The sequence below is a fragment of the Limnoglobus roseus genome, from assembly GCF_008254045.1.
Classification (GTDB): Bacteria; Planctomycetota; Planctomycetia; order Gemmatales; family Gemmataceae; genus Limnoglobus; species Limnoglobus roseus.
The window spans coordinates 7,906,457-7,924,586 of record NZ_CP042425.1 but is presented as its reverse complement, the minus strand read 5'-3'; the positions used below and the strand labels follow the sequence as shown (position 1 = coordinate 7,924,586).

20 protein-coding genes are annotated in these 18,130 nt (G+C 66.7%); 1 reads left to right on the top strand and 19 read right to left on the bottom strand.

What is annotated here, in order from left to right; translation table 11 throughout:
• Positions 1-45: 45 nt before the first annotated feature.
• From PX52LOC_RS33870 to PX52LOC_RS33850, 5 genes are all read right to left on the bottom strand, one after another.
• Complete coding sequence (locus tag PX52LOC_RS33870; RefSeq protein ID WP_218575209.1) at positions 46-702, bottom strand: BON domain-containing protein; 657 nt, start codon at positions 700-702, stop codon at positions 46-48.
• A gap of 102 nt (positions 703-804) precedes the next feature.
• Entirely contained in the window at positions 805-1,392 is a 588-nt protein-coding gene (locus PX52LOC_RS33865) for a response regulator (RefSeq protein ID WP_149114225.1), read from the bottom strand.
• The gene (locus tag PX52LOC_RS33860) at positions 1,392-1,826 is read right to left on the bottom strand and encodes a Na-translocating system protein MpsC family protein (RefSeq protein WP_149114224.1); all 435 of its coding nucleotides are present in this window, start codon (positions 1,824-1,826) and stop codon (positions 1,392-1,394) included. Before PX52LOC_RS33860 ends, PX52LOC_RS33865 begins: the two co-directional genes overlap by 1 nt.
• 113 nt (positions 1,827-1,939) lie before the next feature.
• Positions 1,940-2,419 (bottom strand): hypothetical protein, encoded by a 480-nt coding sequence (locus PX52LOC_RS33855; protein ID WP_149114223.1) that lies wholly within the window; start codon positions 2,417-2,419, stop codon positions 1,940-1,942.
• A 169-nt stretch (positions 2,420-2,588) separates the two neighbouring features.
• Positions 2,589-2,753, bottom strand: coding sequence for a DUF3309 family protein (locus tag PX52LOC_RS33850; protein WP_149114222.1), 165 nt, complete (start codon positions 2,751-2,753; stop codon positions 2,589-2,591).
• A gap of 268 nt (positions 2,754-3,021) precedes the next feature.
• On the opposite strand from PX52LOC_RS33850, the gene PX52LOC_RS33845 reads away from it, so the two are divergent.
• Positions 3,022-3,399 (top strand): DUF2294 domain-containing protein, encoded by a 378-nt coding sequence (locus tag PX52LOC_RS33845; protein ID WP_149114221.1) that lies wholly within the window; start codon positions 3,022-3,024, stop codon positions 3,397-3,399.
• A 179-nt stretch (positions 3,400-3,578) separates the two neighbouring features.
• Here the strand turns inward: PX52LOC_RS33845 and PX52LOC_RS33840 are convergent, their stop codons facing one another.
• The 14 genes from PX52LOC_RS33840 to PX52LOC_RS33775 all read right to left on the bottom strand — a co-directional run bounded on the left by PX52LOC_RS33840 (position 3,579) and on the right by PX52LOC_RS33775 (position 18,120).
• Positions 3,579-5,090 carry an RNB domain-containing ribonuclease gene (locus PX52LOC_RS33840; RefSeq protein WP_149114220.1) on the bottom strand — a complete coding sequence of 504 codons (1,512 nt, stop codon included), beginning with the start codon at positions 5,088-5,090 and terminating at the stop codon, positions 3,579-3,581.
• Between the two features lie 47 nt (positions 5,091-5,137).
• On the bottom strand, positions 5,138-5,776 hold the full coding sequence (locus PX52LOC_RS33835) for a flavin reductase family protein (protein WP_149114219.1): 639 nt from the start codon (positions 5,774-5,776) through the stop codon (positions 5,138-5,140).
• Positions 5,777-5,831: 55 nt separating this feature from the next.
• A complete protein-coding gene (gene mgtA, locus PX52LOC_RS33830; RefSeq protein ID WP_149114218.1) occupies positions 5,832-8,474 on the bottom strand; it encodes a magnesium-translocating P-type ATPase in 2,643 nt (880 codons plus the stop codon).
• 66 nt (positions 8,475-8,540) lie between these two features.
• A complete protein-coding gene (locus tag PX52LOC_RS33825) occupies positions 8,541-10,451 on the bottom strand; it encodes a heavy metal translocating P-type ATPase (RefSeq protein ID WP_149114217.1) in 1,911 nt (636 codons plus the stop codon).
• Positions 10,452-10,489: 38 nt separating this feature from the next.
• Complete coding sequence (locus tag PX52LOC_RS33820; protein ID WP_218575208.1) at positions 10,490-11,857, bottom strand: ABC transporter permease; 1,368 nt, start codon at positions 11,855-11,857, stop codon at positions 10,490-10,492.
• Positions 11,854-12,567 (bottom strand): ABC transporter ATP-binding protein, encoded by a 714-nt coding sequence (locus PX52LOC_RS33815; protein WP_149114216.1) that lies wholly within the window; start codon positions 12,565-12,567, stop codon positions 11,854-11,856. Before PX52LOC_RS33815 ends, PX52LOC_RS33820 begins: the two co-directional genes overlap by 4 nt.
• An 11-nt stretch (positions 12,568-12,578) precedes the next feature.
• Entirely contained in the window at positions 12,579-13,943 is a 1,365-nt protein-coding gene (locus tag PX52LOC_RS33810; protein ID WP_149114215.1) for an efflux RND transporter periplasmic adaptor subunit, read from the bottom strand.
• 37 nt (positions 13,944-13,980) lie between these two features.
• Positions 13,981-14,511 (bottom strand): general stress protein, encoded by a 531-nt coding sequence (locus PX52LOC_RS33805; RefSeq protein WP_149114214.1) that lies wholly within the window; start codon positions 14,509-14,511, stop codon positions 13,981-13,983.
• Between the two features lie 67 nt (positions 14,512-14,578).
• On the bottom strand, positions 14,579-14,974 hold the full coding sequence (locus tag PX52LOC_RS33800; RefSeq protein ID WP_149114213.1) for a TspO/MBR family protein: 396 nt from the start codon (positions 14,972-14,974) through the stop codon (positions 14,579-14,581).
• Entirely contained in the window at positions 14,971-15,699 is a 729-nt protein-coding gene (locus tag PX52LOC_RS33795) for a hypothetical protein (RefSeq protein WP_149114212.1), read from the bottom strand. The genes PX52LOC_RS33800 and PX52LOC_RS33795 overlap by 4 nt, the downstream gene beginning before the upstream one ends.
• A gap of 435 nt (positions 15,700-16,134) precedes the next feature.
• Entirely contained in the window at positions 16,135-16,479 is a 345-nt protein-coding gene (locus tag PX52LOC_RS33790; RefSeq protein ID WP_168219374.1) for a sensor histidine kinase, read from the bottom strand.
• A 164-nt stretch (positions 16,480-16,643) separates the two neighbouring features.
• A complete protein-coding gene (locus PX52LOC_RS33785) occupies positions 16,644-16,859 on the bottom strand; it encodes a hypothetical protein (RefSeq protein WP_149114210.1) in 216 nt (71 codons plus the stop codon).
• Positions 16,860-16,971: 112 nt separating this feature from the next.
• Complete coding sequence (locus PX52LOC_RS33780) at positions 16,972-17,544, bottom strand: Dps family protein (RefSeq protein WP_149114209.1); 573 nt, start codon at positions 17,542-17,544, stop codon at positions 16,972-16,974.
• Positions 17,545-17,622: 78 nt separating this feature from the next.
• Positions 17,623-18,120 (bottom strand): hypothetical protein, encoded by a 498-nt coding sequence (locus PX52LOC_RS33775; protein WP_149114208.1) that lies wholly within the window; start codon positions 18,118-18,120, stop codon positions 17,623-17,625.
• Between the last annotated feature and the right edge of the window lie 10 nt (positions 18,121-18,130).

Below are 18,130 nucleotides of genomic sequence, written 5' to 3'. Positions count from 1 at the left end.
GGTTGGGAATCAAGAAATCGGGCGGCCGCGAAGTGCGGCCCCGACTCACGTGTACGAGACGGCGATGTCGTTCGTCACGCTGTTGACGCCCGGGGCGTTCCACGCGGCCGTTCCGGCCTGGTCCTTTTCGTTCCACGACCGAACGCTGCCGGTCAGCGTCACGGCGCCGCCGTCGGCGGTCACCTTCACCGTCCCGGCGTCGATCTCGGCGTTCCGGACGAACGCCTTCTCGATCTGGTCCTTGACGCCCGCCGGCTTGACCGTCGGCTTGAGGGTGATGTCGTTCGACACGCCCTTCACCCCCGGCATAAAACAGACGGCGTCGTGGGCCGCGGTCCGCTGGTATTCCCGGTCCGCGGTGCCCTTGAGCGTGACCCACCCCTGGGCGACGGTCGCCTGGACGCCGCCCGGCACCCACACGTGCCACTTGAGGGCGGTGACGGCCGCGTCGGCGATCTCCGTGTCGTTCTTGACGTGGAAGCCGAACGGCTTGATCGCGATCTCCTGGGCGAGGCCCTTGACGCCCTCGACCCGCTGGGCCGCCCGCTCCGCGGCCCACTTCTCGGCGTAGGACGCGACCGTGCCGGTCAGCGTCACCACCCCGTCCTTGGCCGTCACCCCGACCGCGGCCGCCGTCGTCGACGGCTCCCACTTGATCTCGTCCATGACGTCCTTCTGCAGTTGCGAATCGGTCTTCATCATGATGCTCCTCGGCAGGCGTTCCGAAAAAGCTCGGTGCCGCGTGCCTGCCGGCCCGCGGTTTAGAGCTGTACGATCCGACCCCCCGCTCGCGGCGGGGGCCGGTCATTCCGTGTCGCGACGGTCGGTCGTCTCGGCCCCGCCGTCGGGGGGACTCGACACGCGGTCGAGTTCGAACAGGAGCAACGCTTCCAGGGCGGCGAGGTCCACCGGCTTGGCGAGGTAGCGGTCGAACCCGGCCTGCTCGCCGAGGGCACGATGGACGGCGTCGGCGTACCCAGTAATCGCCACCAGTAACGACGCCCGGAACCGCGCCCGGCAGTGCCGGGCGAGTTCGTAGCCGCTCATCCGCGGCATCGCGATGTCCAGCAGGAAGACGTGCGGGGGGAAGCCCGTGGCGGCTTCGAGGGCCACCTTCCCGCTGAACGCGACCCGCGCGTCGTGGCCCCACATCCGCAGCAGGACGGCCGAGCTTTCCGCGAAATCCGGGTTGTCATCGACGACCAAAACCCGGAGTACGCGGGTGCGTGAAGGTTGGACCGTGCGCGGGCACGCCGCAACTTCCTGACGGTTCGCGTGAGTCCAATCGCCGTCGCTCGCCTTGTCGAAGTGTGGGCGCGAGAGTGTCAAGCGGTTCGTCCCCCGGAAGCGGGCGGTTTGCTTGCGGACCACGTTTCGAATCGCGTTGCTCATCACGAAATTCCCCCCTCATGGCCCACACTCGGCGCTTCGCTCGTCCACGTGTCGGTCGGCACGGCGTCGGCGAGCAGGTACACTTGCACCACCGTCCCGGTCGTGAACACCGTCACCACGGTCCCGGTTTTCGGCTCGACCTCGGCCGCCGTCTCGCGGACCTCGACGCCGGTGATCTCTTTGATCCGCGCCCGGAAGGCGTCGGCGGCGGTGTCGAACAGTTTGCGGCGGTACGCCTGGATCTCGGCCGCCCCGGTCGGGGTGACGGCCAGCGCCCGCTCGGCCGGCGACATCGCCCCGTGCAGGGTGATGACCAGCGTCTCCCCGCTCAGCACCACCGTCACCGATGTCGGCGAGTGGCCGGTGCGGGCCTTCTCGAACTCGGCCGCGGCCGTGGCGATCTGCTGGGCTTTGGTTCGCTCCGGAGTCGTCATGTCGATTCGTCCTTCCGTCGGGCGGGCCTTCTCGCCCGAAAAAATTCTGCGGCGCGGTATTGTGGACCCCGCCGCAGGTCTGTTGTGACGTCACGTGGAAGCCAACCGGATCGTTACTTGCCCGCGGTCTGGGTCATCGCGCGGCACGCCTTGGCGCAATCGCGGCACGATTTCGCGCACTCGTGCATGTGCTTGTCGTCGTCGATTTTTTCGCACGCCTCCGCGCACTTGTCACAGCACTTCGCACAGCACTCGCACGCGTCCGCCGAGAGCAAGCTCGTACGGGCCGTAAGGGTGGCGGCTAGTTTGCAACAGTCGGCGCAGTCCACGCAAAGTTGGGCCGTCTTCTCGTGCCCCTTCAGACCCTTCGCGGTCATCCCGTTGCAGTAGGCGAAGCACATGTCGCACTGGAGTTGGCAGTCGGAACAGATTTTGGCGCACGCGATGCAACCCGCGTGGTCGACGACGACCGTCGTCTCCACCGCCGCGGGCTGGACCGCGGCCTTCCTGTCCTCGGCCTGGACGGGCAAAACGGACCAACAACCGAGTGCGATCAGCACGGCGAACGTGCTCGGCAAAATGTAACTCTTCATGAAGAAACTCCTGCAACAGATCGAAACGACCGGCGTTGCGAAGTGCCGCGCCGGTAGAGAACGGATCGTCCCTACTTGACGGGGATCGACTCGAAGGGCCGAAAAACGGACGGACAGGAATTCGCCCGGTTCGCCGAACAGCGAACCAGAACATGCGAACGACTACGGATCAGATGGTCCCTGGGATGTACCCGGCGACCACGAGGATCAATACCACGACCAACAGCAAGCCGACCACCTGCGTCGGCTGATAGCCCCAGTCCTGGCTGTACCGCCACCGCGGGAGGGCGCCGAGGAGCAACACGACGAGAAGCGCGAGAATGATCAAGCCCATAACAACGCCTTCATCGGGGCGAAAAAAAAGCCGGGGTTCGGGCGGCACAACGGCCATCCGAACCCCGGCTTACTTCTTGACGGGTCTCCCGATCCTCCGGGCTACCCTTCAGTTAGTCATCCGATATTTATTACCCTCACTCTAGACATCACCTCCGCGAAATCAAGCGAATTCTGGATATGCGAGTCAGGTTTTTGAATTGTTCGTAGTTTATCTTCTTGCCCTGAGATCGCTCGGGACTTTCCGCGTTCCAACTGGGGAGGTTGGCATGCTGACGAAGGGCGAGATGGAAGCCGAGATTTGCACAGGGCTGCGCAAGTTCGAGCAAGAGTACATGGGCCGCGGGCCGAAGGACATCCACGCCCACCTGCTCGGGGACCTCGTCGTGGTCCGGATGACCGGCGTCCTCACCGCCGCCGAGAAGCAGATGGTCAAGTTGATCCCGTCCGACAAGGGCCGTGACCTGTTGAAGCAAGTCCGCACGCACCTGATCGAGAACGCCCGTCCGGCAATGGAAGCGATGATCGAACACGCCACCGGCGTGAAAGTGCAGAGCCTCCATCACGACATCAGCACGGTGACGGGCGAGGAAGTCATCCTGTTCACGCTCGTCCAGTTGCCGCCCTTCCGCGATGCGAAGCGGTAAACATGCCGTCAACGTCCGACCGCCGAACTCGTCGGCGCTCGGAAGAACCTCGTCTCAGCATCACTTGGTAATCAGAACTTGATCCCTCGAAGCGACTCAACCGCAGTGGGTCGTGGGCGAGCATCGCATCTTCGAAGGGTTCGCTCGGAGCCGAGATACGTTCCCGCCGGTGTGGCCGATTACCCCGCGGCCGGAGACCTCTGCGGGTTCGCGGTCGGCCGGTCCTGTTCCGCCCGCGCGAAGTCGATGAAGCCGCGCTCGACGTTCAAGCCCGTCAGCCGGACTTTGAGCGGATCGCCCACGTCGATCCCTTGATACCCGGCCGTCAGCCGACCCTCCACCGGGGGCGTCAGGACCCGAACCCAGGTTCCTTTGTCGGACACCCCGGTCACCAGCGCCTCGAAGACTTCCCCGACGCGCCCGGACAGGAACAGGGCCGCGGCGGATTTTCGGACCTGCCGCTCCACCTTCCGGGCCGCGTCTTCTTGCGCGGTGCAGTGCGTCGCCAGCGCCGCGAGTTCGGTCGGCGTGTACGGCGACGTCACACCCGCCAGGGTTGCTTTCAGCAACCGCTGCGTGATCAGGTCGGGGAACCGGCGGTTCGGCGCTGTGGACTGGCTGTACTCCCGCACGGCCAGCCCGAAGTGCCCGGCCGACTCTTCGCCGGGGAGTTGAACGACGTACTCGCCGGCCCCCAGCAACTTGACGACGGTCAACGACAGGTCTGGGAACCGCAGTGGGTCCGCCTGTCGGCGGCGTGTCAAAAAAGCGGCCAGGGCTTTCGAGTCGGGGGCGGCCGGGAGTTGCTCGGCGAACCCCGCGGCCACCGCGCGGATACGATCCCACCGCTCGGGCGTGCGAACGATCCGCCGGAACGCCGGCCGGCCGTGCTTCTGGAGGAACTGGGCCGACGCCGCGTTGGCCGCGATCATGAAATCGGCGATCAAATCCTGGGCGCGATTCTGCCGGTCCTGGCGGAGGTCGACGACCCGCCCGTCCCGCAGCACCGCCTCCGGCTGGATCGTTTCGAGGTCCAAGGCGCCGTGCGCGTCGCGGACCGATTTCATGACGCGCGCGATCTGATCTTGCAGCCGCAGTTGCCGGTCCAGGCCCGCGGTCTTCGCGACCTTTTCCGGCACTGGGCCACTGCCGACGAGCCATGCGGCCACGCTCCGGTACGCGAGTTGGGCGCGATTGCGGACGACGGCCCGGTACACCGCGGACTCGAGAATGGACCCGTCCGCGGCCACCACTAGTTCGATGATGATTGCGAGTCGGTCCGCGTTTTCGTTTAGCGAAGTCAAGTCGGTCGAGAGGCGTTCCGGCAGCATGGGGAAGATTTGCGCGGCCGTGTACACCGAGGTCGTGTTCGCGCGGGCGTGGCGGTCGATTGGCGTGACGGGTTTGACGAGCGCGTCGACGTCCGCGATGGCCACGAGGAGTTTGACCCGGCCGTCGGAGAGGGGGTCCGCCACGGTGAGCTGGTCCAGGTCGCGCGACGTGTCGTTGTCGATCGAGCACCAGGGGAGTGGTCGGAGGTCCCGAACGGCCGGGTCCGGTTCGTGGGTGTTCGCCGGGATGCCGGCCAGTTGGCGGATCGCATCCGGCGGGAAGTCGGGTTCGAGTCCCCGCTCCCGCATGGCCCGATGGGCGATCGCCCGCAGGTCGTTCGTGTTGTTCTTCTCGTTCATTCAAAGTGCCTCCTCGACGGATGGAGCGGCCGGGTGAATCGAGTCGGTCACGGGTTCGCCCGGAGCCACTCGGCGTAGGTCGTGCGGGGAATGTGGAAGAACGCGTCCCGCGTTCGGACGTACCCGCCCAGGCCGTTCATCCGGCCGATCGCGTGAAGTTCTTCGGCCCGGACGTACGGGCCGGCCGGGTCGATGAATTCGTCGTTCACGTGGATGGCGACGACCTGGCCCAGGATGACGCGCGAGTTCCCGATCTCGATCGTTGCGATCTCACGGCATTCCAGACTCGCCGGGGCCGCCGCGATCCGCGGCACGGACACGACGGCCGACGGGGCGGTCTTCAAACCCGCGATGTCCAACTCGTTCACGCCGGGCGGGAAGTCGATGGCGGTCGTGACCATCGCCTCGGCCAGGGCCTCGGTCACGACGTTGATCACGAACTCGCGGGTGTTGCGGATGTTCTGCGCGGTGTCCTTGCCGACGACGCCGGGGCCGGGCCGGTTGCCGACGCCGACGGCGATGATCGGCGGATCGACGCCGACGTAGTTGTACGCACTGAACGGGGCGGCATTGAGCTTCCCCGCCAGATCGACGCTGGTGATCCAGGCGATCGGCCGCGGCGCGACTAGGCCGATCAGTAAGTTGTAGGTCTGATGGGCGGTCACCTTGGAAAGATCGAACAGCATCGAAGATTCTCCATAACCGAGTCGGACGAGAGTTCGGCCACCGGTGGTTTCAGCCCTAATCCGCCGTCCAGCCCTTGCGAAAGAGCCACGACTTGACGACCTGCGTGAGCGCGACGTACCCGAGCAGGATGCTGGCGAGCAGCGGCCAGAACAGCAGCGGCAGCGGGCGGAAGCCGAGGTACGGGCCGAGCGGCGAGAACGGTAGCGACGCGCCGCCGACCATCACCGCGAGGGTCGTCGCCAGCAACGGCCAACTCGCCCGGCTCTGCAGGAACGGGATGCGGTTCGTGCGGATGACGTGGATGATGAGCGTCTGCGTCAGCAGCGATTCGACGAACCACGCCGTCTGGAACAGGGGCGCGTTCGCCGGGTCCCAGCACCCGAAGGCGTAGAGCATGACGAAGAACGTGACGTAGTCGAACACGGAACTGCACGGGCCGATGAACAGGATGTACCGGGTGATCGCCCCCATCGACCACGGCCGCGGTTTCGCGATCTGTTCGGCGTCCACGTCGTCGGTCGGGATGGCCACCTGCGAGAAGTCGTAGAGCAGGTTGTTGGTCAAAATCTGGATCGGGGCCATCGGCACGAACGGTAGGAAGATGCTCCCGCCGAGGACGCTGAACATGTTGCCGAAGTTCGAACTCGCCCCCATGCGGACGTACTTGACGATGTTGGCGAAGACCTTCCGCCCCTCGCGGACGCCTTCCTCCAGGACGAGCAGGTTCTTCTCCAGCAGGATGACGTCCGCCGACTCCTTCGCGATGTCCACGGCGGTATCGACCGACACGCCCACGTCGGCCGCCCGGAGGGCCGGGGCGTCGTTGATCCCGTCGCCCATGAACCCGACGACGTGCCCGGCCGCTTGCAGGCTCTGGATCACCCGCTGCTTGTGGGCCGGCGACAGGCGGGCGAAGAGCGTCGCCTTCGCGGCGGCGGCCGTCAGTTCCGCGTCGGACAGCGCCTCGACCTGCCCGCCCAACAGCGTCGCGTCGGTGGGGATGCCGACCTCGCGGCAGATCTTCCGGCTGACCAACTCGTTGTCCCCCGTTAGTACCTTCACCGCGACGCCGATCCGCTGGAGCGCGGCGATGGCCTCGCGGGCCGAGTCCTTCGGCGGGTCGAGGAACGCGACGTACCCGCGGAGCGTCAGCCCCTGCTCGTCGGCCTTGGCGTAAACGGCCTTGGGGTCGCAATCGCGGTACGCCACGGCGAGAACCCGGAACCCGTCGGCGCTGAGCCGGTCGAACTCGTGCCGCAGTTCGCCGCGGATCGTCTCGTTGACGGGGTGCGCCTGCCCGTCGAGTTCGTACGTCGTGCAGTGCGGGTAGACCGCCTCGGGCGCGCCCTTGCAGATCAGCCGGTGCCGGCCGTCCGGCTTCTGCACGACGACGGACATCATCCGCCGGGAGAAGTCGAACGGGATCTCGTCGACCTTGGCGTACCCCTCGAACGACGGGTGGGCGTGGATTTCGGTGTGCGTGAGGACGGCCCTGTCCATCAGGTTCCGCAGGCCGGTCTGGAAGTGGCTGTTCAGGTACGCGAGCGTCAGCACGTCGTCGTCCTGCTTCAGCTTCACGTCGCAATACCGTTCCAGGATGATGCGGTCCTGCGTCAGCGTGCCGGTCTTGTCGGTACACAGCACGTCCATCGCGCCGAGGTTCTGGATCGCGTTCAGCCGCTTGACGATCACCTTCTTGCGGGACATGGCCATCGCGCCCTTCGACAGGCACACGGCGACGATCATCGGCAGCATCTCCGGCGTCATCCCGACGGCCACCGCCATCGCGAAGAAGAACGCCTCGCCCCACTCGCCCTTGGTCAACCCGTTGATGACGAACACGAGCGGCACCATCACGACCATGAACCGGATCATCAGCCACGTGAACCGCGTCATGCCGCGGTCGAAGCTGCTCGGCGGCTGTTGCCCGACGAGCGCGGAGGAGATGCCGCCGAGGACGGTAGTCAGCCCGGTCGCGACGACGACGGCCGTGGCCGTGCCGCTCTCGACGCTGGTGCCGAGGTAGCAGACGTTGGCGAACTCCAGCGGCGAGCGGTCCCCGGCCGGCTCGCGGGCCGGGAACTTCTCGACCGGGAACGCCTCCCCGGTCAGGCTCCCCTGCACGACGAACAGATCCTTGCAGGCGAGCAGCCGCACGTCGGCGGGGATCATGTCGCCGGCGGCCAGCTCGACCACGTCGCCGGGGACCAGGTTCGATACCGGCAGTTCTTGCGACGGGCCGCCGCGGAGGACGGTGGCGTGGACGCTGATCATCGCCCGCAGCTTGGCAGCGGCGGTGTCCGCGCGGGCCTCCTGCACGAACCGGACAACGACCCCCAAGGCCACCATGACCAGCATGACGGACCCCGCGCGAAAGTCGCCGGTCGCGAACGACGACCCGGCGAGGGCGACGAGGAGGATCACGAGCGGGTTGACGAGCGCCCGTCGGAGCAAGCGGAGGAGGGCGTGCCGCTGGTCCGCCGCGACGACGTTCGGGCCGTACTGGCGCAACCGCGCCTCGGCCTCGGCCGGGGCGAGGCCCAGCTTCGTCGTGTCCAACGTCCGCACGACCGCGTCGATCTCATTCCGGGCGGCTTCGATCAGCCGCGGCGACACCCGGACGGCCGACGACGGCTTCGGCGGCCCGTGCGGGATCGACTTGGGCAGCACGGGGCGTGGTGCGGCGGAGGCATTCATGCGGGGGCGCTCCACTTTCGATTACGGACGTCGGGATCGCGTGAACTCATGGCGCTGCGCTTCTCGTTACAGGTCGTGAATGACCTTGGGTGCGAACGCGGCTCTCAAGGCGTTGAGCACGGCGAGCACGTCGATCACTTCTTGCGCGACGGCGCCGTTCACGGGACTCAAGTGGCCGGTCGCGGCGAGGACCATGCCGAGCGCGCTGAGGGCCATCCCGCCGATCGCGCTCTGGAGCGCGATCGTCCGCATCCGCCGGCTGATGTGCATGAACTCGTCCACTTTTTCGAGCGAGTTGTCCATGACGACGACCGCCGCCGCTTCGGCCGTCACGTCGCTGTTCTGGCCGATCGCCATGCCGACCGTGGCCGCCATCATGGCGGGGGCGTCGTTGATGCCGTCGCCGACGTAGAGGGTATTCGCCTTCACGGTCGCGGCCCGAACGATGGACAGCTTCTGTTCGGGATTTTGCTCGGCATAGATTTCGGCAATGCCGATCTGCTCGGCGAGGTACTTCACTTCGGACTCGCGATCCCCCGAGACGATCATCACCCGCTGGAATTGGTGCTTCGGCCCGAGGTGGTTCACGAAAGACCGGCTCTCCTTCCGCGGCGCGTCCCGGAACTGGAACGTCGCCGCGTACCGCCCGTCGATCACCACGACGCACTCCAGCCCGTTCGTGACCGTCGGGAGTTGGTCGGCCCCAGCCGTGCGGTGCGCGATCATTTTGGTGCGACTGGTAATCAACACCGCGTGGTCCGCGACGGTTCCGCCGAGGCCTTGCCCCGGTTGCTCGCGGACGTCGATCGCTTCCGGCAGTTGGATCCCCTCGTCGGTCGCCGCCGCGAGGATGGCGCGGGCCAACGGGTGCTTCGAGTACCGTTCGAGACTGGCCGCCAGGGTCAGCACGTCCTTCCGGTCGAAGTCCGCGGCGACGGACTGCCCCGTCAGGTTCGGCTCGCCGTACGTCAGGGTTCCGGTCTTGTCGAAAATCGCGGTGCGGCACCCGGCGATCTGTTCGAGCGCCACGGGACTCTTGACGATAATCGCACGCCGGGCGCACAAGGAGATCGATCCGATGATGGCGATCGGGATCGCGATGAGCAGCGGGCACGGGGTCGCGATCACCAGCACGGCGAGGAAGCGCAGGGCGTCCCCACTGACCGCCCAGGCGAGGAGGGCCAACGCGAGGGCGATCGGCGTGTAGATCGCGCCGAGGCGGTCGCCGAGCCGCCGGAGGTGCGGCCGCTGCGATTCTGACTCGCGCATCACGGTCATGATCTTGGCGTACCGGGAATCGGCCGCGAGGTGGGTCGTGCGGACGGTCAGCGCCGACTCGCCGTTGACCGCGCCGGAGATGACGCCGGACCCGGTGGTCTTGGTGATCTGGAACGGCTCGCCCGTCAGGTAGGATTCGTCCATGAGGCCGTGCCCCTCGATCACCACGCCGTCCACGGGGCAAATGTCGTGCGGGTAAATCACGAGCGTGTCGCCGACAGCGATCTCGGCCAACTCGACGTCCACGATTCCCCCGGGGCGTCGCCGGTGGGCGATCGACGGCATCCGCTTCGCCAGGGCGGAAAGCACCGAGGAGGCGCTCCGCAGGGCGTACCGCTCCAGGGCCTCGCCCCCGGAGAGCATCAAGACGATAATCGCCCCGGCCAGGTACTCGCCCAGCAGCACGGCCGTGACGACGGAAATGCCGCCCAATAAGTCCGAGCCGAATTCCCCTTTCAGGAGCTTCCGCAGCAAGTCGTACAGGAACGGCCCCCCGCCGAGCACGAGCGCGACCCACAGGGGGATCTGATAGGTCGACGGCGGTGCGTCGAATGCAAACCGCAAGACCAGGCTGGTGACGAGGGCCAGGACGCAGAGTGCCGCGACGGGCGCGGCCTTCCTCAGCCACAGGTCGGGTACGGAACAGCAGACCCAATCGGGTAGCGCGTGATCTCGTGCGGTCTGTGTTAATTTGTTCATCACATTACTGTGCGAGGGAATTTTCGGAGATCGACATCTTACTCGTACCGCAGGGCGTCGATCGGGTCCAAACGCGACGCCTTCCAGGCCGGGTAGAACCCGAACGCGACGCCGACGAAGGCCGAAACGCCGACGGCCGCGATCACGGCAGGAATCGACGGCTCCGTCCGCCAGTGGAGGAAGGTGCGGACCGCCCAGGCCCCGCCCCACCCGCAGAGGATGCCGACCGCCCCGCCCGCCAGGCAGAGAACGATGGCCTCGACAAGGAATTGCCACAGGATGTCCTTCGGGCGTGCGCCGACCGCCATCCGCAGGCCGATCTCCTTCGTCCGTTCCGTGACGGAGACGAGCATGATGTTCATAATGCCGACGCCGCCCACCACGAGCGAGATGAGCGAGACGGCCAGGAGCAGGCCGCTCATGAGTTGGGCGGTTGCCACGGCCGCGCTGGACAGTTCGGCCGTGTCGCGGATGTTGAAATCGTCCGGCTGGTTGGACCGGGTGCGGTGCCGCTCGCGGAGCAAGACGGAGATCTGCCGGGTCGCCCCGGGGATGTCCGCCTCGTCGCCGATGCGCACCAGAATTTGATCGACGAATGTCGGCAGCGGCGGGGCGGGGAAGTCGGCCGCCTCCGTCGCCGTCTGGAGCGGGTACGGGCTGGGCTGCTGGCTGGGGAACCGCGTGCTCGAGTTGCCGGTCGCCCCGGCGGCGGCCGCGACGCTCTGGTTGGCCGTCTGGGCGGACTGGCCGGACACCTTGAACTTGATCGTCTGCCATGGGGCGAGGACGATGTCGTCCTGGTCGGCCCCGAACGTGTTGGCCCCCTTCGCAACCAGCACGCCGATCACCCGCAGGGGGGTGTTGTTCACGCGGAGCGTCTGGTCGAGGGGCGAGGCGGACCCGAAGAGTTGGCGGGCGATCGTCCGCCCGACGAGGCAGACGTTGGCCATGCCGTTGTTCTCGGCCGGGGCGAAGGCCCGGCCGTCGGCCACCGCCCAGTCGCGGACAGAAAGAAAGTCGGACGTGGTGCCGTAGATGTACAACGGAACCCAGTTCTTCCCGCCGGCGATCACCTGGGTGCGGGCCCGCACGACCGGGGCGACCGCCACCGCGCTCGACACCTCGCGCACGATGGCGTCCGCGTCGCCCGGCGTCAGCGTGGGCGTCGATCCGCCGCCGAAGCTGACGCCCCCGCTCGACGCCTGCCCCGGCATCACGAGCAGGTTGTTCGCGCCGAGGCTCTGGATGCTCTCGGCCACTGCTCGCTTCGATCCCTGCCCGATCTCGACCATCGCGATGACGGCCCCGACGCCGATGACGATGCCGAGGGTGGTGAGGGCGGATCGGACCAGGTTCCGCCGCAGCGCGTGCAGCGCGACCGCGAACGTCGGCGGGAAAAGGGTCACGTCGATTCTCCCGCAAGCTCCGGGGCGAAGGCCCCGGATTCGATCAGCCCGTCCTTCATGAAGATCACGCGATGGGCGGTCGCGGCCACGGCCGGGTCGTGCGTGACGAGGAGGACCGTCAACCCTTCCTCCGCGTTGAGCCGCTTGAACATGTCGAGGATTTCGACGCTGGTCTTCGAGTCCAGGTTGCCGGTCGGTTCGTCGGCCAGGAGGAGGGCCGGGTTGTTGACGAGGGCCCGGGCGATGGCCACCCGCTGCTGTTGCCCGCCGGACAACTGGGACGGGTAGTGGTCCATCCGGTTGGCCAACCCGACCCGCTCCAGGAGGGCGACGGCCCGCTTCCGGCCGTCCGCCGGCGTCGGCCGCTGAGTCGCGTAGGTGAGCGGCATCAACACGTTGTCGAGCGCGCTCGTGCGGGCGAGCAGGCTGAAGTTCTGGAACACGAACCCGATCTTCCGCCCGCGGGTGACGGCGCGGGCCGACGGGTCCAGGCCGGAGACGTCCACGTTGTCGAGCCAGTAGTTCCCTGAGGTCGGCCGGTCGAGGCAGCCGAGGGTGTTCATGAGGGTCGATTTGCCGCCGCCGGAGGAGCCGGTGAGGGCGACCAGTTCGCCGCGGCGGACGTTCATGGAGACCCCCTTGAGGACGTGAAGGTCTTCCCCGCCGACGCGGTACGTCTTCCAGACATCCTTCACGGTGATGAGTTCCATGCCCGCGGCTCCTATTTCTTCCCGCCCGGTTTCGGTGCGAACGGGTTCTCGGCCGTGTTCGGCGTGCCGCCGCTGCGGGACTCGCCGACGATGACCGCGGCCCCGGCGGGCAAGTCGCCGGCCACCACCTCGGTCATCGTGCCGTCGGTCAGGCCGAGTTCGACCGGGACGGCCCGCAACTTCCCGGCGTCCTCGACGTAGACGACGCCGGGATTCGGTTTGTCGCCGGCGCCGCCGGACTGCTTGGAACCAGAGGCCGTGCCGGAAACGAGGTTGGCCGCCGGGCGGTACCGCAAAGCCGCGTTCGGAACGAGCAGGGCGTCGGCCCGCCGGTCCACTTCGAATTTGAGGTTCGCGGTCATGTACGGCAGCAGCAGGCCGTCCGGGTTGTCGGTCGTCACCTCGACGGTGTATACGACGACGTTCTGGGTGTTGGTGGCGTTCAAGCGAACGCGGGCGACGGCGCCGCGGAAGGTCTTCTTCGGGTACGCATCGACCGTGAACGCGACCGCCTGGCCGACGTGGATCTGACCGATGTCCGACTCGTTCACCGACGCCCACACCTTCATCTTCTTCAGGTCCTTGGCGATGAGGAACAGGCTGGGCGTGTTGAACGAGGACTGCACCGTCTGGCCGATCGTCACCCGGCGGTCGATGACCGTCCCGGCCACGTCCGACTTGATGATGCAGTAGCCCAGGTTGATCTCGTCCTGACGGAGGACGGCCTTTGCCGTGCGAACGGCCGCCTCGGCGTCGCCGACCGAGGCGCGGAAATCGGCCTCGGTGGCGACCGCCTGCGCGATAGTCGCCTCGGACACGACCACGCCCGCGGTGTTGACCTCGAACGCGCTCTGGGCCGCGTCGTACTCTTGGTCCGAGATGGTCGCGGAGGCTTTCATCGTCTTCGCGCGGTCCCAGTCGCGCTTGCTCTGGTTGGCGCGGGCCTGGGCCTGCATCAAGGCCGCGCGGCTGGTGTTGGTGTTCGCCACCGCTTCGTCCACCTTCGCCTTGGTTTGAAGGACTTTCTGTTCCGCCGACCCCACGAGCGAGCGGGATTGCTCCGCCCGGGCCGCGTACAGCGCGTCGTCTATTCGCGCCAGGACCGTTCCGGGCCCGACGGGCGACCCGTAGTCGATGAGTTTGCCGTCCGTCCCGTTGCCGAACGTTTTGATCAACCCGGCGACTTGTGTCCCGACGTCGATCACGTCTTCGGGTTCGAGCGTGCCCGTCCCGCCGACGGTGGCGAGCAGTTCCCCCCGCGTGACGGGTTCGGTCAGGAACGTCACGCCCGACGCCCGAGCGGGCGCCCACAGCCAGTACGCGGCTCCGCCGAGGACGAGAGCGAGCGCCAAGCCGATGGAAAAATACTTCCGCACGGGAACCCTCTTTGAAACTAGCCGCACCGTTGTCGCGTCACGCGATGGCCATGTCCGCTTTGTCGTGAACCGTCACGTTCGCCTTGGAGTGCCCAAGGAGGCCCCTGGCCTTTTCCACCTGGTCGACCGTTCCGTGGGCGACGAGCAGGAGTTTGCCGTTCTTCACCTCGGTCTCGTACTGCACGATGCTGTTCTCCGGAATGCCGACGCTGGCCAGCGCGGCGCCAAGGGCGCTCAGCCCGCCCACCACCGCAGCGCCTTCGAGGGCGGCGATGAAAGAGGCGACCAGCGGGCCGGCCATCAGGAGCGGGCCGACGGCCGGCACCCAGAAGAACGCGGAGCCGAACAGCAGTCCCCAGAAGCCGCCCCAGAACGCCCCCTGCTTGCCCCAGTACATCATCCGGTCGCCGGCGTTGTAGTACCCGACGACGTGCTCCTCCGTGTGGTAGTCCTTGCCCACGATCGACAACTTTTTCATGTCGAAGCCGTCCTTCTGGAGCTTGCGGACGGCCGCCTCGGCCTGGTCGTGCGAGTCGAAGACGGCGACGACGGAGTTGGAGTTCTTCATGGGACATTGCCTTTGCTGACATTGAAACGGACGCCTCGGACCGAAATGGGTCGAGGTGAATCGAGGCCTACCAGTTCATCCACGCGATCGACAGTTGCAGGACCCCGGCGATCGACACCCAGACGAAGTAGGGCAGTTGGACCAGCGCGACCCAGCGGTAGTACGGCCAGACGGCGACCGCGCACCAAATCAACGTGGCCCACACCACGAGGATGTCGGCCGTGGCCCAGTGGACGTTCCTTAACCCGGCGAAGAGGGGCATGAACGCGAGGTTAGCCAACAAGTTGAGGGCGAACGACAACCAGACCGGTTTCGGCAGGCGGCCCCGCGTGCCCTGGAGGAAGACGAAGCCGAAACTCAGCAGAATCCCCGGATAGAGCAGGCTCCAAATAAACGAGATGGTCGCCGGGGCCGGCGTCCACGGGGGTTTCGCCAGCGCGTCGTACCAGTCGTGCCACGTCATCGTGCGCCCTCCGCCGGGACCGGGTTCACGCCGTCGAACCGGGCGAAGACGCTGCGGGCTTCCGCCAGGAGTTGCTCTTCGGTCGTGTGGTGGACCTCCAGGACGACCGCGGCGATCACCTTGGCCGCCACCGTCGGGTGGCGGGCCGTCAGGTCGGCCATCAGTTGGTCCATGGCGTTGCTCCGCCCCGTACCGGCGCCAAACAGGACGATCCGGTCCGCCCCGCCCAGTGTCCGGGCAACCGCCTCGTAGTAACTTTTCCGCTCCGGCTGCCGCTTGCCGTCGGTCCACTCGTGGGCGGAGTGCAAGTGGCGGCCGTGGCCCTGTGGGTCGTACGGCACCAATTTCTGCGGGACCGATCCATGCGATTCGACACGGTACACCTTCGCCTCGTGGTGGTCGATGACGACGAGCAAGTCCGCGGCGGCGGCGGTCGGTGCGGCGGCGGGCGTTGCCGACACCTCCAGGAACCGGCGAATGGCCAGGACCATCTCGGCCGGGGCGTCCTTGTGTTTGGGCGCGTGCAACAGCGCCGTGTGCCCGTTTCGCGTTGCGCGGAGGCTACCGTTGTCCCCCTCGATCACAACGGCGATGGCGTCGAGCAGCGAGCGGACGTCGTGCCACTCCAGGTTGTGCGCCGTCGGGTGACGGCGGATCGCGTCATAGGTGTTCCGGTGATGCCCGGTCAGGTGCGACGGTGGGTCGAGCGAAATAGCTGTCGTCACGGTGTGGACCTCTCGAATGGTTTCTGGCTGTCCCGAGTTCGACGGTATTTGGGGGGGCGTCAGGTCTGACGGCCCTTAGCGGCCCGTACGCCCATTACGCCGTTTAGCCCTTTCGCGTGCATGGTACGCGATCGGATCAAGCTGGTTCGGCCTGGGCAACGCGATCCCACTTTTGAGCGACTTTCTTTCTGTCATCCGGCTCGATGTAGCTTTCCAAATAGCCGCACGTGACACACGCGTAGTTGCAGATCCTCGCCCGGCTCCACCACCCAACGGGCAGGAAGTTGCGGGACCAGTATGCCCGATGTTGGGCATGGATGTCCTGGGCGCCACATTTCGGGCAAGTGCCTTTCTTCAAGTCTGATTCGTCGCGCGTCATCGTCGATTCCTACTGTTTTGAACTGGGTATTCGCCGTCCGAGGTGCGGCGCGGAGGTCACTCGGCTTCCGGCGCGCAAATCACTTCGAACCGACGGCCGCGTTCTCCGATCGAGGCACGGACGGTCTCCGCCGCCCGGACCAGGGCTTGTGCCAGGTTCAGGGGTTGGATGTGCAACTGGACCTTGCCGAGTTCGATGCCGGAAACGTCCATGAGGTCCTTGACCAGACAGGCCATGAACTGCAACTGTCGGTCCATCACGCCCCAATTGCGATCTCGATTGTCGGCATCGACCCCTTGCTGTTTCAGCACGCACAGGGCGTAATGCATCGCGGTCAAGGGGGAGCGCAACTCGTGGCCGAGCAGCGCGAGAAACTCGCGCAGGCGCCGGTTGGCTTCCACGAGTTCTCGGTCAGTCCGGCAGTAGCCCTCCGTCGCCCGATCCGCTTCGCACCGACACAGTGCTGGCCTTAGCATGGTTGAACTCCCGTTACGGTAAAGATCTCTCGCATCGAAGGTTCGTGACCTCCCGTGCGAGGCCGAGGACGACGGCGGCCTCTTCCGGTTCACGCCGCCACCCGCCGGCCCGTGGCGTACCGATCAATCCGGTCGGACAGAATGAAGAAGGTGGGCGCCCACAGGCCGACGAAGATCCCGAACCGCTCCCCGTGGGCGAGGTCTGGCTCTTTCGAGATGAACCAGATCAGGATGGCCGCGAGGATCGAGGCGAACCCGGCGACCAGGCAGACGTTGCTGAGAATCCGAAGCGCGGAAACAGACATGTGTTTCTCTTTGGTTAAGCGGATGCGTCCGGGTCTACACGACCCGGCCGAGGGCAGATACGGTTATTGCCAGCGGAACATCTCCCGCGCCGGCCGGGGAGCGCGGGGGGGGTCACTCGACTTCCGCCGGGACGGCGGTTCGGTGTTCGGCCACGAACCAGACTTGCGTCTCGTTCGTGCGGATGACATCGCTGACGATCAGGTCGCCGGTCCCGACGTCCCCGTCGCGCTCGGCGTACCGGGCCATGGCGCGGGCCTCCTCCAGGACGATTTCGTGCGCGTACAGCAAGCGGGCCACCTGTTCGGCCGTGCGTTCGCGGCCCTTCGGCGGCCGGGGGATGAGGGTCGTCTCGGCCACGTCGGCGGCCATCGCCACGCTCACGCCGCCGAGTTGCATGACCCGCTCGGCGATGGCGTCCACCAACTCGTCCTGCTCCCGGTGGTGCTTGTCGAACAGCAGGTGGAGCATGTAGAAGGTCGGCCCAGACGCCTGCCAGTGGTGCTTGCGGTACAGGTCGCGGAGGGTGATCGTGTCGGCCAGGAGCTGGTTCAGGTTGTCCGCCCCTTCCCGCCGGGCGGCCTCGGCGAGGGCGATGGGCATTTCGGCGACCGTGCCGAACGCTTGCACCTCATGCGGCGGCGGGGCCGCCGCACGGGGGGCCTTGGCAAGAGCTGATTCTTTCATGGGGTGTTCCTCCAGAGTGTGAGATGAGGGCGGAAGACCCGGCGGGCTTTCCGTGAGACCGTTCGATTCCGTGGCGCGTTAACGCCGCCGCCCGCCGTTGCCACCGCCGTACCCACGGTTCCCGGAGTAGCCGCGACCGTAACCCGGCCCAAAATTGCTGTAACCGCCGTAGCCGCGATTGCTCGGATAGGAGCGGAAGCCGTAGCCCGCGTAGCCGCGGTTGTAGCCGTAGCCGCTGGTCCCAAAGCCGATGCCCAGACCGAACGACGAGTAACCGGGGCCGTAGTAGGAACTCTGAGGGTATCCGCCGTAGTAGTAGTTGGAGCCGAACGACGCTGGATAGCCGACGACGGTTGGAACGGAGTACGAGGCCTGTGCGACCGAGCCGACGTCCTCGACGACTGGCCCCGCCGGGTAGGCCATTCCGTTGGCGAACACGGTGCCGGCCGTGTACCAACCGCCGGCGACGATGGGCACGCCGCCCGCGGGCGGGGTGATGACGGTCTGGTACTGGGCGGCCGCTTCGGACGCGAACGCGGCCAAGAGCAGGGCCAGTCCACTGATATACTTTCGCATGGTGATTTCC